Here is a 14,850-nt window from a genome sequence, read left to right as displayed (position 1 = left end):
GATGTATTTATTAAGCAGCTTATGTTGGCGGCAAAAGCTAATTTTTGAATTTTTAGACTGCGGGATAATAGGAAATTGAATGTGGTAAAAACATGATGGCGATCAAGTTTCATTGTTTTTGATAAAGCAGGCATTTTTAATGGTTTTATTAGCGATTTTTTAGGTTTTTTGAAAAGTGAAAATAATATTTTTTGCTGGTTTTACATTGATTGCATTTTTATTTTTCTCTTTATATTTATGTGTTTATGTTGCACCTATTGGTTTCCTATCACTATTTTTTGTATTTTAAAGGCTTAAGTTTAAATTTGTTGGTTAATGTGGCTTTTATCACTGGTTTTTATTTTTAGGTTAGACAAATTGTCCATGTTTAGTCTTGCTTTAAATAATGCTAATTAAGGTGCTTTGATTGGGTTTATGGTGAATTGATAATGCGGCACATCACAAATTTATAAATTACTTAAAATAAAAACCGTCCAAGGAATATTTCTTGAACGGTTTTGAAAGATGCTTAATTTATACTGATTAAATCAAATGGTTTAATCATAGTTAATTCCATTATCATTCATCACGAAAGGCTAATGGGTAATTAGTTTCTCACTAAATCCAGTTCTTTAATCAGATTATCGGCATGGTCGACTTCATCCATCATCCATAGGATATAGCGGATATCCACGTGAACCGCGCGAGTGATGGTTGGATTAAAGAACCAATCCTTGGTAATTGCTTCATAGGTAGAGTCGAAGTTAAGGCCAACGAGTTCTCCTTTACCGTTAAAGACGGGTGAACCTGAGTTGCCACCTGTGGTATCTACGCTCGATAAGAAGTTAACCGGTACTGAGTTAAATTCTTCTGGTTTATCTAAACAAGAGAACAGACGGCAAATCCAGCCGCGGGGATCTTGATAAACCGACTTCACCAGATGATCGCCAAAACGTTGTACGCTAATCGCATCGAGGAGTTTTTTCGGCGCATTATAGGGCTCAACGCCTGTGTGTTTTGCGACTATGCCATCAAGACGAGTAAACGGCTGTTTGTATAGTGCATCGCGGGATTGATAACCATCGACCATACCATAGCTGATGCGTAGCGTACCGTTAGCGTCGGGATACACTGGCCAGTTGTTGGCTTTGTAGTAGTCGATAACGGCTGCCATGTAGGCTGGGCGAGCGGTAGACAATTTACCCGCAAGGATTTTTTCTGCTTTTTCCTGCGCCATATTAGTGTCATACAGCGCGACTGCAAGGCGGATAAACGGATCGCTGCTGGTTTCAAAGGCCTTGGCATCTGCTTCCATCCAAGCCAAACGTTGCGCTTGATCTGTCAGAGTGGTCAGCGAATATAAACCATCGAGTTTAGCCGCTAAACTGACGTTTTTATCGTTCAAATTCAGCATATTGTCTAAGGCTGCAACACGATTTGGCTGTGATAAATAAGCATTTAAATCTTGTAACCACAGGGTTTTATCGACTTTTACATCAAAACTAGAATCGATACGTTTTAAGCGTGAGCTGAACATGGCTAAGTCGCGTTCTTGGTAACCGATTTCACGCTCAGCATCGCTCTTTTGCTTTTCTTTCGCTAAGCGATAGAGGTTGTTGGCCGCAGTGAGCAGCGTGCTCGATTGGGCGTTGGTGAAGTAATAATTGGTTTGGGTTTGCAGTTGCTGCTCGGCCAGTAAAACTTCAAGCTCGCTGATGAGATTCTGGTTAAGGTTTGGGTTTTTGGTTAACCATGCCAGAAAGTCATTTTCACGTTGCTGCTTAATACCGACGATATCCGTGGCTTTAAAGCCAGCGAGTAGGCCGTTGAGCTTTTTCATCCGGTTGGCCATCGACGCCATATTGCCTGCATATTTAATGGCGATGTCGGCATCTTTCTGCCCCATGGCTTCAATGGTATCAATCTGTAATTGATAACGTTTTGCCTGTGTTGGATAGAGCCAGTCGCTAGCAAATTTAAGCTCGCTAGTGAGGTTATAGCGGTTGGTCGTGCCAGGGTAGCCAGCCACAAACACGCCATCGCCCGCTTTCACGCCATCGGCATTCACTTTTAAATAGCTTTTGGGCGTATAAGGAATGTTATCTTCGCTGAAAGCCGCAGGTTTTCCGTCTTTACCTACATAAGCCCGTAGAAAGGCAAAATCACCCGAGTGGCGTGGATACTCATAGTTATCAATATCGCCACCATAACCGCCAACACTTTCAGGCGGTGCATATACTAGGCGCACATCGCGGATCATCAATTGTTTGATCAGGTAGTATTCCAGTCCATTGTGGAAGCTACGGACATTGCAGCGGTAGTTATCATCGGCTTCACAGCTTTTGATTAAGGCTTTACTGTGATTCTCAATCTCTTCGTAGCGTTTTAAAGGATCTTGGCTTAAATCTTTTGTCACGTCGCTGGTGACATCCGTCACGGCTTCGGTGATGTATAAACGTTCATTGGGACCGGCCGACGGTTCTTTATCCATTGAGGTGGCTAAAAAGCCTTGTTCGAGATAGTTATGCTCTTTCTTAGTGTTATATTGTATCGCCTTGTAGGCACAATGATGGTTTGTCACAACTAGCCCTTGGGGCGAGACAAAACTGGCGGTACAATAGCCCAGCCCGACAACGGCGTTCATTGGGTAACTGGTGAGATCGGCCAGCTTGTCTGCGGGAATATCAATTCCACGCGCGCTGAGTTTGTCTGCAATAGAAGGCATTTGATAAGGTTGCCATTGCCCTTCATCGGCAGTTGCTATGCCACAGGTCAGTACTAAGGCTGCAACCAATGCAATACGCATGTTCTTTCCTTATTTTTAGTTAGAGTGTCCGTTGGAATGAGATAACAGGTCTGTGTAAACCACCTGTTTGCTTGACGCGGGTTTTATATCATATTTTGTTAAGTTGTTGGAAATCGGGAGTGTTAATGTCACAACAAGGTGCTTTTAAGCCTAAGAGTAAGCCAAGGGATTTGCAGGTCGATAGCCTCAAGCTGCCGCCGCATTCAATTGAGGCTGAACAATCGGTATTAGGCGGCCTCATGTTAGACGCCGACGCTTGGGATAAAGTGGCCGAAACGGTAGTTAAAGAGGATTTTTATTCTCGCTCGCACCGGATGATTTTCGCCGCCATGCACCGTTTAGTCGAAACAGGCCAACCTATCGACTTAATTACGGTTTCCGAACAACTTGAACTTGAAAACCAACTCGAAGAAGCGGGCGGCTTTGCCTACTTGGGTGAGATTGCCAAAAACACCCCGAGTGCAGGCAACATTGTTTCTTATGCTGAAATTGTCCGTGAGCGCGCCGTAGTACGCGAGATGATCCGCGTCGCCCATGAGATTGCTGATGCGGGTTATAATCCCGAAGGCCGCGATTCCAGCGCTTTACTCGATTTGGCCGAGAGTAAAGTCTTTAAGATTGCCGAGCAGCGCACCAATGCCAACGAAGGTCCCGAAGGCATTAAAACCATTCTTGAAAAGACCGTCGATAAAATTGAGCAGCTCTACAATAACCCCCACAACGGTGTGACTGGGGTATCGAGTGGTTTTAGCGATCTCGATAAAATGACGGCTGGCTTCCAATCTGGCGACTTGATTATTGTCGCAGCGCGTCCGTCTATGGGTAAAACGACCTTTGCGATGAACCTGTGCGAACAGGCGGCGATGAATGAAGACAAGCCCGTGTTGATTTTCAGTCTCGAGATGCCCTCAGAGCAGATTATGATGCGTATGTTGGCTTCTTTAGGGCGCGTTGACCAAACCAAAATCCGTACTGGACAACTCGATGATGAGGATTGGGCGCGGGTATCCTCAACCATGGGGATTATGCTCGAACAAGGCAAGATGTATATCGACGACGGTTCAGGCTTAACGCCGACCGAAGTGCGCAGCCGTGCTCGCCGTATTGCCCGTGAACATGGCGGGTTATCGATGATCATGGTCGACTACTTACAGCTGATGCAAGTTCCGGCGTTATCGGACAACCGTACCCTTGAAATTGCTGAAATCTCTCGCTCTCTCAAGGCATTGGCTAAAGAGTTAGAGATCCCCGTTATCGCACTTTCTCAGCTTAACCGCTCGCTCGAACAACGTGCCGATAAGCGCCCTGTGAACTCCGACTTACGTGAATCGGGTTCTATTGAGCAGGATGCGGATCTCATCATGTTTATTTACCGTGATGAGGTGTATAACAACGACTCTCCGGATAAGGGCACGGCGGAAATCATTATCGGTAAACAGCGTAACGGCCCGATTGGACGGGTGCGTTTAACATTCCAAGGCCAGTTTTCCCGTTTTGATAACTATGCAGGTCCTCAGTTTGAAGAAGATTAATTCCCGGTGTTAGAAGATAAGCGTGGCTTATGTATTCTTTGTATTTCCAGACTTTTCTAAATAGACAAGGCAAATTTTGAAACCTTTTCCCCGAGCAGAAATTAGCAGTAGTGCACTGCAAAACAACCTCGCCGTTTTACGCCAGCAGGCGAGCAGCAGTCAAGTCATGGCCGTGGTGAAAGCCAATGGATATGGACATGGATTATTAAATGTTGCCAAATGCTTAAACAATGCCGATGGTTTCGGCTTAGCTCGTTTGGAAGAGGCATTAGAGCTGCGCGCAGGTAGTGTTAAGGCGCGCTTATTATTGCTTGAGGGTTTTTTTCGCAGCACCGACTTACCTTTGCTGGTGGAGCACGATATTGATACTGTGGTGCATCACGAATCGCAAATCGAGATGTTAGAACAGGCGACACTATCGAAACCAGTGACAGTATGGTTGAAAGTCGATTCGGGGATGCATCGTTTAGGGGTCACGCCTGAACAGTTCTCAGCGGTTTATGCGCGTTTGACGGCCTGTAAAAATGTCGCCAAGCCTATCCATCTGATGACCCACTTTGCCTGTGCCGATGAGCCCGACAATCATTACACTCAAGTGCAAATGCAAACCTTTAACCAGTTAACTGCAGATTTACCTGGGTTTAGAACCTTAGCGAACTCGGCGGGTGCGCTTTATTGGCCGAAGAGCCAAGGTGATTGGATCCGTCCAGGCATTGCGATGTATGGTGTGTCACCCGTTACTGGGGATTGCGGCGCAAATCATGGTTTGATCCCTGCAATGAACTTGGTTTCACGTTTGATAGCGGTGCGCGAGCACAAAGCGAATCAACCCGTAGGTTATGGTTGTTACTGGACCGCCAAACAAGATACTCGTCTTGGCGTTGTCGCGATTGGTTATGGTGATGGCTATCCACGTAATGCGCCGGAAGGCACGCCTGTATGGATAAATGGCCGCAGAGTGCCGATTGTTGGCCGGGTATCTATGGATATGTTAACAGTGGATTTAGGCCATGATGCAACAGATCAAGTCGGTGATGATGTTTTGCTTTGGGGTCAGGCTTTACCTGTTGAAGAAGTCGCTGAGCATATTGGTACTATCGCCTATGAGTTAGTGACTAAGCTGACTCCGAGAGTCGCTGTTTGCTTAGCATAGCCTGATGCTATAAGAATAACAAAACGGCGCAAATGCGCCGTTTTTCTTTATTCAGCATAAGGTTAATTGATTTGCACCGCTAGAGTTTAGGCAAGCATTATTGATAAACATTACCCAACACGCGAGGTTTTAGTACAACATAAACCCTATGTTATGACTTGGCGTTGCGCGCGCTCATTAACTTTCGAAGCAAACTTCGATAAAGGCGGTTCCGTACGAACTGGTAAATGGCATGATGATTTTGGTGCCGTTGGCTTTATGGGAAATCGTATGCCCTTGACCTGACACTACCATTGGAGTCGCCATTTCGAATTCGTAACCCTTTTGTCCTAAAAGATTTTTTGCGCCGCCCGTAACCATATTAGTGATTTCACCCACCAAATCGGTCACTTCTTCATTTATTTTACCGGGGTTCTCACCCAGCATATTTTGCATGATTTGCAGTACGAGTTTTTGCTCAAATGTAATTGAAAGTGAGCCTTTGGTTTGCGGCCCAACCATACCAATTAAACCTGATACATCGCCTTTGGCTAAGTTGTCAGTTTTTATTTGGGGTTTACCTGGCGTGAGCTCTAGGCTGGCCATGGTCGAAATAACATTGAGCAGCGACTGCAAAAAAGGATTAATAAAATTGACGTTCATGCTTCAGTGTGTCCTCTTATGAACTTAAGCCTTATGGTCACTACGTAATTAAGGGTAGTCGAAAAGTGGCTTGACCACAGCAATCTTAATCACACTCTATCAGCTTAGATGACACAAATGGAAGTGTGAGGTTAATTTCACGATTTTCTTGTTATTTTTCGTAAAAGTCCTTTCATCAAAGCCACTCCTCAATATGGTGAAATAACAATGCATTTTTACATTCCTCCTAAGGGCTGAAGACAAATTTCCATCTAAAGGTTGATGATACGGATGGTCATGCTGCAAATATATGGTTGCTGCAACTTACAATGTAAGTTTATTTATTTTTGTCTAAATTTTTGTTTTTATTGGTAATAATTTGAATTCCCTATCAATATAACTGCATTTTTTTCTTCAAGACCTACCAACAATTCACAGCCTAAACAGTGATGCTGATTAAATTATAATGCAAATGATAATAATTATTGATCACAAAAAATATTTTACATATATTAGCGGGCGATTAACAGGTGGGGGACATCTGTTACAGGGTATAGTCCGCAACAGGAATGTTTTTAATGAAATTTGCAAAACGCCGTAATGGTCGGGTCACGCTTGGTGCCCATGTTTTAGGTTCGTTAACCATAGGTATGGCAGCCTCTGCTATCCCTGCTATGGCAGCTGAGCAGGCACAAGTCGTTGATAAAAAAGTTGAACATATTGAAGTCAATGGTGAGTACTTAGGTTATAACACCCGTAAAGTACAATCGGGTAAATTTACCGAAGACCTACTCAATACCGCGAAAACCGTTACCGTAATCAACCAAGATTTGATCAAAGATATGGGCGCGCAGAGTTTTACTGATGCGCTGCGAGCGACGCCTGGTATTACCTTAGGCACTGGCGAAGGGGGGAACCCCTACGGTGATAGACCTTTTATTCGTGGATACGATGCTCAATCTTCCACTTTTATCAATGGCATGCGTAATGTGGGTTCACAAAGCCGTGAAACCTTTAACATTGAACAAATTGAAGTCCTGAAAGGCCCAAGCTCAGTCTACAACGGCCGTGGTGCGGTTGGCGGTAGCATTAACATTGTGACCAAAAAAGCTCAGGCTGAAGATTTTATTAACGCTGATGTTGCAGTGGGGACTGATGCCCTCAAACGTGCCAATGTTGATATCAACCATGTTATTACCGATGAAGCTGCGGTTCGTGTCAACATGATGGCTCACGATGCCGACACTCCAGGGCGCGATGAGGTCACTGGTAATCGTTGGGGTGTAGCACCGTCTGTTACCTTTGGGTTAACGACGCCGACTAAAGTGACCCTTGAATATTATCATTTTGAAAACCATGATATTCCTGATTATGGTATTCCATACGATCAGGCGACAGGCAAACCTGCCGATGTCGATCCCGACAATTTCTATGGCTTATTATCGCGGGATTTTCGCGACACGATGGACGATACGGCATCAGTGTTGATTAGCCACGATTTTAACAACGACATGCAGTTTACTTCGACGTCCATCTATAGCCGCAACAGCAATTACTATATTGTGACCAACCCTGACGACACGGCGGGTAACGTCGCTAAGGGGTATGTATGGCGTAACACTAAGTCTCGCCATTCGGTCACAAAAACCTTAGCAACGCAATTACAGCTGTCAGGTGAAGCAACGCTGGCTGGATTCACTAACCGTTTTGCGGTGGGAACTGAGTTAAGTAATGAGCACACCAGTAATTTGAGTTATACCGTCGATACAGGCAATGGCCGTAATGGCGGTTGTAATGAGGCGATGCTTGCCAATTACAACTGTACATTGCTCGATAATCCTAATCCCCATGATCCTTGGATAGGGAAGATCGCACTCGGCACTGATGCGACAGTGACAGAAACAGACACCCGCTCTATTTATGGCTTCAATACCATTGAGCTAACTGAAGCTTGGATGGTGAACGCAGGTATCCGTTGGGATGACTACAGTACGAGTGCTAAGAACTCAACCTCTCAATTCGGTAATGATGCTGATTTCTTCAACTACCAATTGTCGGTACTGTATAAGCCAGCAGAAAATGGCAGTATCTACGCTGCGTGGGGAACATCATCTAACCCACCTGGCACGTCTAACGGAGATGGGGCTGATCGCCTAGGCAGTACCAACGCCGATTTAGAACCAGAAGATACCGAAAGCTACGAGTTAGGCACTAAATGGGATCTTTGGGAGGGGCGTTTATCTCTGAATGGCTCTGTATTCCAAATCGAGAAAAACAATGCCCGCGTTGCAACCTCTGGCGATCGTAATGCGCCACAGGAAAACGTCGGTGAGCAAAAAGTGAAAGGCTTTGAAATCGGCTTCTCTGGTGACTTTACCGAAGATTGGCATGGTTTTGGTGGTTATACGTATTTGGATGCGACCCTTGAAAGCAATGGTTACAACGCAGCGCTTAATGGTAATCGCTTCCCTAATACAGCTAAAAATAGCCTGAGCTTATTTACAACTTACGATATTACCGAGCAATTAACGGTTGGCACAGGTGCCTATTATATGGACAAAGTGTATGGCAATACGGCCAACACCCTGTCGATTCCATCCTACTGGCGTTTTGATTTGACCTCATCTTATAAGATTAGCGAATTCATGACTTTACGCCTGAACGTGCAGAATCTGACGGATGAGCGTTATTACGATAAAGCGTACACCGCGCATTTTGCCAATATGGCGCCTGGACGCTTAGTAATGTTAAGTGCCGATATGCACTTCTAAGCAGTATTAATCGAGATCTGAATGGCAGCCCTAGGGCTGCCTTTGATGTTTATGCTATTCCAATAGGATTCTGAAATGCTTATTGAAATTCCGAATGTTTTTTCTAAACAAGAAGTCAATCAGCTAAGGGAGCAGCTCGATGCCCGCACTTGGATTGATGGCAATCAGACCTCAGGCATGATGGCGAGTACCCGCAAACGTAATCAGCAGTTAGACAAAGATGATCCTGTAGCACTTCAAATCGGTGAGCTGATCATGGCGCGCCTCTTGGCCCATCCTTTATTTGTGTCGGCGGCGCTGCCGTTACAGTTTTATCCTCCCTTGTTTAATCGTTATCAAGGTGGAGATACCTTTGGTTATCATATTGATAACGCGATCCGCTCGACGAGCGATGGCATGGTGCGTACTGATCTTTCTGCAACCTTATTTTTAAGTGAGCTAAATGCTTACGAAGGCGGTGAGCTGGTGATCCAAGATACCTATGGCCAGCAGAGTATTAAGCTGGCGGCGGGATCTTTAGTGTTATATCCGTCAACGAGTTTGCATCAGGTTACTCCTGTCACATCCGGTGAACGTACCAGCGCGTTTATGTGGTTACAGAGCATGGTTCGCGATGAAGGGCAGCGCCGCTTGTTATTTCAACTCGATCAATCAATTCAAACACTCACGGCACAGCAGGCTGCAGAGCAAGAGCTGTTTAATCTGACGGGGGTTTACCATAACTTGCTTAGGCGTTGGAGTGAGTTATAGCTTTGGTTCAGGGCCGGTTCCTGTTCCTGCATCATCTCCACAAAGCTGGCGGTTTAGGGTATAATCCCGCTAGCTCTGAAGGGCAATAAAACAGCAAACGTTAGCTCGTTTGCTGTTTTTCTATTTTTAAGCTTGGTGTTCATTGATCATGCTTGGCCTTAATTTTGGGCGCTTAATCCCTTAAAGCAACAATAAGTTAGCAAATTTTAATTACTTGAGTTGATAGTAACGTGTTGAAAAATAATATTAATGATAGCAAAAATCTCGACCGCACCTTTTCCATTGCACCTATGCTGGATTGGACGGACCGTCATTACCGTTATTTTGCTCGTTTAATGTCGGCCAATGCTTTGTTGTATACCGAGATGGTTACCACCGGCGCGATATTACATGGCCGTGGTGATTACCTTACCTATAACCAAGAAGAACATCCTCTTGCATTGCAATTAGGCGGCTCTAATCCTGTCGAACTTGCGCGCTGCGCGAAACTGGCGGCTGAGCGCGGTTATGATGAAGTGAATCTCAATGTGGGCTGTCCTTCTGATCGCGTGCAAAACGGCCGCTTTGGTGCTTGTTTAATGGCAGAACCTGAGCTGGTGGCAGAGTGTGTCGATGCCATGAAGCAAGTGGTTGATATTCCTGTGACGGTAAAAACGCGCATCGGTATCGATGAGCAAGATAGCTATGAGTTTTTAACTCACTTTATTGATACTGTTATGGCTAAGGGCTGCGGTGAGTTTATTATCCATGCGCGCAAGGCCTGGTTGCAGGGCTTAAGTCCGAAGGAAAATCGCGAGATCCCACCATTAGACTACGACCGTGTGTATCAGCTCAAACGTGATTATCCAGCACTTAACATCAGCATTAATGGTGGGATCACCAGTCTCGAACAGGCTCAAACCCATTTGCAGCATTTAGATGGGGTAATGGTGGGGCGTGAGGCTTACCAAAATCCTTACATGTTGGCGCAGGTTGACCAAGTGCTGTGTGGTAGCACAAAAGCGGTGATGAGTCGTGAAGCCGTGATTGAGGCGATGTTGCCTTATATCGAAGCTCATTTACAGGTGGGCGGGCGCTTAAATCATATCACTCGGCATATGATTGGTTTATTCCAAGGCCTGCCCGGTGCGCGCGCTTGGCGTCGTTATTTGAGCGAAAATGCCCATAAAAATGGCGCTGGTATTGAGGTAGTTAAATTGGCCTATCAGAGCGTGCAAACCGATTTGGTTGCGCAATAATTATTCGATTTGGAAAGTGGTGAAATTTACTAATGCTTGTAGTATTTTTCACCACTTAACATTTATTAAAAAATATCATTTACATCACTTTATCAAAAATAAATATATTAAGTTGTTGAAAATAAATAATTTAAATTTTTTTGATAAGTTGGCACGTCCTTTGTAATAGTCCCTATGTCAAGTTAATTAATCGGAAAGGGACTACATCATGTTTACTGCAAATGTTAAAAAATCAGTTCAAGTGAGTGTGTTATTCGGTGCATTAATGGCGAGTGTTACGGCGCATGCAGAGGCGGCTCCGGTATCAGATGTTATGAGCGCCATTGAGCAAACACTCAGTACCCAAGCGCAGGAGTTGCTAGTCAACACTAAGCGTGAACTGGTGTTATCACTGCAAACGCAATTAGCTGAAAGCATCTATGACTTCAACAGTCAGCTAATACTCAGTGCTGATACTCAAGACGAGTCTTCAGCAACAGGCGAATATAGCGCAAATAAGTAAGGAGTTGCCTATGTGGTTTGTAGCACCTCTAATGACTTTGCTACTGCTACCAGTGATTAGCCTTGCGTTGTTTTCAGGAATTATTTGCTGGTTTCAGTGGCACAGTGTCAGCGATAAGTAAGTCATGAATATATTGGAGTTAAAAATGAAACGAGCACAAATGCGAATGGATAATTCAGTACGTTTGGTTTGTGGTGTTGCCTCTGGTATGGCGTGGCAATTTGGTTGGTCCTGCTTTTGGACTCGTGTGGTGTGGGCGGGTGCAATTCTGTTTATGCCGGGTGTGAGTCTGTTAGTGTATTTTGTACTGGCTTTAGTTGTAGACCAATGGAAAAGACCCATTTAACTGAGGTGATAACTCGCTGGTTTGAGATATCACATTTACATTTTCACGAGTCAAGAGACGCAGTTTTTAGCAGTATGCAATCAACAAGAGGGCACATCGACCCTCATGCCAATAGTGAATACTTTCTCAGTGAGTATCACTTTTTAAGAAAAGCTTGAAATCTTGCTTTGGCTTCATCACTTTTAAGTCTTGCGCCAAATTGCTCTAACTCTTGATGCATTTGGTGTTGTACGCGGTTTTTATGTGGACGCATTAATTGACGGGTAATTTGCAGCGCCTGTGGTGGCTGATTTGCCAGTTTTTTCGCTTGGTTAAAGGCATAAGCTAATAACTCTTCTTGGGCGATAACATCATTAATGATATTCAGCCTATGGGCAGTATTGGCATCAAAACTTTCTCCGAGCAGCAAAAGTTCAGCCGCTTTTTGATAACCCACTAACTCGGGTAACAGTAGACTCGCACCCGCTTCGGGGACTAAGGCTAAATTGACAAAGGGCAGTTGAAACTTTGCCGAATTATCGGCATAGACTAAATCACAGTGCAGTAGCACAGTGGTGCCAATGCCTACCGCGGCACCAGAGACGGCAGCAACCAGCGGTTTTTTGAGTTCCAATAGGCAAAATAAAAAGCGTACAGCGGGGTGATTTGGACCTAAGTCACTATTTTTTAAAAAGTCCGCAACATCATTACCCGAGGTGAAACAATTATCTTCGCCATGGAGCATAAAGGCACGAATGTCGTTGTCTGCTTCACCTTCGATCAGGTATTCTGTCAGTTGTTTATACATATTAAGATCAAGTGCATTACGTTTATCTGGGCGATTAAAGCTGATAATGCGAACGCCCTGATCATCCCGAACCTGTATATGACTCATGGGTTGTTTTCCTTTACGACGACATTGGGTAGACATGGAGTTTAAGACATTGAAACCGATATTCAAACAGATGTTTAATTGTGTTGCCTTATCTTGTGCATCATTTTCTGTTTTCGCCAGTGTAGTGATGACCGAAGGTCATGTACGTGCAATGCCTGATACAGTACCTAATACCGCAGCTTATTTTACGCTCGAAAATCATAGCGACAAGGCCGTTCGATTGATCGGAGTGACTACTGATGTGGCGAACGAAGCGCAATTACATACCATGATTCAAGAGCAAGGTATGGTAAAAATGCGCCATGTTGAAGGCTTTGATATCCCATCCCATGGAACATTAACCCTCATGCCGTCAGGGGAGCATGTCATGCTAATTGGGCTGAAAGCGCCATTAGCGTTAGATCAGCAAGTTAAGCTGCAATTACAGTTTAACGATGGCGAAAATATGACGATTACATTGCCTGTCGCTAAGCAGGCTGAAAATGCTGCCGAACACGAGCATCATCACCATCATTAAGGAGTCGCTTGATGCAAATAACATGGAAGAAAGTCACCGGAGTTGCTTTATTTATTGTGTTAGTTGGTTACGTTGTAAGTGTGTGGTGGAGTATCGAACCTGATACTTTGACACCACAGGAACTGACGGCCACAGAGAAGAATGTCGTCGGTTATGCGACTACAACCTCTTTGATCCTCACGGTCGAAACGCTGCTGGATAAACAAGGAGGCTGGTTATCGAACGATGTGACGCCACCCTCTATTTTTATGGATAACATGCCTGCCTTTGAGTATGGGGCTTTAGAGCAAGCCCGTGATTTGGCGCTGATTATGCGTAAAGAGTTTAGCCGCTCACAGTCTCAATCTACTGCGGATAAGGATCTGAGTGAAGCACAGGCTAAGTTAAACATCGACCATACCAGTTGGTTAGTGCCAAGTGCAGAAAGCGAATACCGCGATGGTGTTAAGCTGCTAAAGCTGTACCGTGCGCGCATGATGGATCCGAACAATCAGGATGCACAGTTTTATGCCCGTGCTGACAACCTTAATGAGTGGCTGAAAGAAGTGCAAAAACGTTTAGGCAGTATGTCGCAACGGTTATCGGCCAGTGTGGGGCAAGAACGTCTTAACACCGATTTAGCGGGGGATAATGCCGCACGTCAATCAACACCGAATTTAGCCAGCCATCAGGTGAAAACCAGCTGGTGGAAAATTGATGATGTCTTCTATGAGAGCCGTGGTGCATCATGGGCGTTATTGAATTTTATGCGTGCGGTGGAAGTCGATTTTGCTGACGTATTGAAAAAGAAAAATGCTGAAGTGAGCTTAAGACAGATCATTCGTGAACTGGAAGCAACTCAGCAAACGGTTTGGAGCCCTGTCGTACTTAATGGCAGTGGTTTCGGTCTAGTCGCTAATCATTCATTGGTTATGGCTAACTATGTGTCCCGTGCGAATGCCGCGGTGATTGATTTAACGAACTTGCTTTCTCAAGGTTAATTATGAAAAAAACACTCCTCGCCAGTGCGGTATTAGGATGCTTAATGGTCACTTCAGCCCACGCGGCAACAGTGGTTGGTTTTAAAATTGGTGGTGATTACTGGCGTGCTGATACCAGCGGTACCTTTTCTGATAAAGGTCAGCCACAACAAGGTTTTGACTACAGCTCATCTGCGCAAGGTAGCTATTGGTTTGCCGTTGAGCATCCACTACCTTTTGTGCCAAATCTTAAAATCCGTGAAAACAGCCTTGATCAAAAAGGTAGTTTGGCGAATGCGGATTTCAGCTTCAATGGCCACGATTTTAAAGGTAATGTGACCAGTTATACCGATCTGAGCAACACCGATTTTGTGTTGTATTACGAGCTGCTGGATAACGATATTTTATCTTTTGATTTGGGCGCAGCTTATAAACTGATGAACGGCTCACTGCGAGTGCAAGATCCCGGTCACCCTGAAGAGAAAGATGTGGATGGTGGCATTGTAATGGGGTACGCCAGCACCCATGTAAGCATGCCGGGTTTAGGCTTATTTGGCTTTGCAGATTTAATGCTTGGAGTGAATGAGTCTAATGTACATGATTATGCGATCGGTTTAGGCTGGCAGTTTGATGGCGCAGCAGTTGATACCCGTGTGCGCGTGGGTTACCGCGAGTTTGCCTTTGATGTGAATAATTTCTCAGGCATTAGTGCTGATACTAAGTTTGATGGCTATTTCGCTGGTGTTGAAATTGATTTCTAAGCTGTAACTGTGACCAATAAAAAACCGCCAACTAAGGCGGT

At 44.7% G+C, this 14,850-nt stretch carries 13 protein-coding genes; 10 read left to right on the top strand and 3 right to left on the bottom strand.

The features are described 5' to 3' along the window. Positions 1-586: 586 nt before the first annotated feature. Positions 587-2,785, bottom strand: coding sequence for a S46 family peptidase (locus tag SO_RS18240; RefSeq protein ID WP_011073664.1), 2,199 nt, complete (start codon positions 2,783-2,785; stop codon positions 587-589). Positions 2,786-2,910: 125 nt separating this feature from the next. Here SO_RS18240 and dnaB point away from each other — a divergent pair, with 125 nt between their 5' ends. Both dnaB and alr read left to right on the top strand, forming a co-directional pair. Beyond that, on the top strand, positions 2,911-4,317 hold the full coding sequence (dnaB, locus tag SO_RS18235; RefSeq protein ID WP_011073663.1) for a replicative DNA helicase: 1,407 nt from the start codon (positions 2,911-2,913) through the stop codon (positions 4,315-4,317). A gap of 76 nt (positions 4,318-4,393) precedes the next feature. Further along, on the top strand, positions 4,394-5,470 hold the full coding sequence (gene alr, locus SO_RS18230) for an alanine racemase (RefSeq protein ID WP_011073662.1): 1,077 nt from the start codon (positions 4,394-4,396) through the stop codon (positions 5,468-5,470). Positions 5,471-5,647: 177 nt separating this feature from the next. On the opposite strand, the gene SO_RS18225 is transcribed toward alr, so the two are convergent. Continuing rightward, the gene (locus SO_RS18225) at positions 5,648-6,112 is read right to left on the bottom strand and encodes a chemotaxis protein CheX (protein WP_011073661.1); all 465 of its coding nucleotides are present in this window, start codon (positions 6,110-6,112) and stop codon (positions 5,648-5,650) included. Between the two features lie 557 nt (positions 6,113-6,669). On the opposite strand from SO_RS18225, the gene SO_RS18220 reads away from it, so the two are divergent. The 5 genes from SO_RS18220 (at position 6,670) to SO_RS18200 (ending at position 11,698) form a co-directional block, all read left to right on the top strand. Further along, positions 6,670-8,862, top strand: coding sequence for a TonB-dependent receptor (locus SO_RS18220; RefSeq protein WP_011073660.1), 2,193 nt, complete (start codon positions 6,670-6,672; stop codon positions 8,860-8,862). Between the two features lie 75 nt (positions 8,863-8,937). After that, positions 8,938-9,612 carry a Fe2+-dependent dioxygenase gene (locus SO_RS18215; protein ID WP_011073659.1) on the top strand — a complete coding sequence of 225 codons (675 nt, stop codon included), beginning with the start codon at positions 8,938-8,940 and terminating at the stop codon, positions 9,610-9,612. Between the two features lie 230 nt (positions 9,613-9,842). Continuing rightward, the gene (dusA, locus tag SO_RS18210; protein ID WP_011073658.1) at positions 9,843-10,850 is read left to right on the top strand and encodes a tRNA dihydrouridine(20/20a) synthase DusA; all 1,008 of its coding nucleotides are present in this window, start codon (positions 9,843-9,845) and stop codon (positions 10,848-10,850) included. Positions 10,851-11,058: 208 nt separating this feature from the next. Beyond that, a complete protein-coding gene (locus tag SO_RS18205; protein ID WP_011073657.1) occupies positions 11,059-11,352 on the top strand; it encodes a hypothetical protein in 294 nt (97 codons plus the stop codon). A gap of 145 nt (positions 11,353-11,497) precedes the next feature. Next, a complete protein-coding gene (locus SO_RS18200; RefSeq protein WP_011073655.1) occupies positions 11,498-11,698 on the top strand; it encodes a PspC domain-containing protein in 201 nt (66 codons plus the stop codon). A gap of 136 nt (positions 11,699-11,834) precedes the next feature. Here the strand turns inward: SO_RS18200 and SO_RS18195 are convergent, their stop codons facing one another. Beyond that, positions 11,835-12,572 carry an enoyl-CoA hydratase gene (locus tag SO_RS18195; protein WP_011073654.1) on the bottom strand — a complete coding sequence of 246 codons (738 nt, stop codon included), beginning with the start codon at positions 12,570-12,572 and terminating at the stop codon, positions 11,835-11,837. 34 nt (positions 12,573-12,606) lie between these two features. Between SO_RS18195 and SO_RS18190 the strand changes: the two genes are divergently transcribed. From SO_RS18190 to SO_RS18180, 3 genes are read left to right on the top strand one after another with little or no spacing between them, the layout of a single operon-like run. Beyond that, entirely contained in the window at positions 12,607-13,089 is a 483-nt protein-coding gene (locus SO_RS18190) for a copper chaperone PCu(A)C (protein ID WP_011073653.1), read from the top strand. 11 nt (positions 13,090-13,100) lie between these two features. Beyond that, the gene (locus SO_RS18185; protein ID WP_011073652.1) at positions 13,101-14,069 is read left to right on the top strand and encodes a DUF2333 family protein; all 969 of its coding nucleotides are present in this window, start codon (positions 13,101-13,103) and stop codon (positions 14,067-14,069) included. Positions 14,070-14,071: 2 nt separating this feature from the next. Further along, entirely contained in the window at positions 14,072-14,809 is a 738-nt protein-coding gene (locus SO_RS18180) for a TIGR04219 family outer membrane beta-barrel protein (RefSeq protein ID WP_011073651.1), read from the top strand. Positions 14,810-14,850 lie beyond the last annotated feature (41 nt).

This window comes from Shewanella oneidensis MR-1 (genome assembly GCF_000146165.2).
In the GTDB taxonomy this organism is placed as follows: Bacteria; Pseudomonadota; Gammaproteobacteria; order Enterobacterales; family Shewanellaceae; genus Shewanella; species Shewanella oneidensis.
Note: the sequence above shows the minus strand (reverse complement) of the source record. Positions and strands in the feature narration are given on the sequence as shown.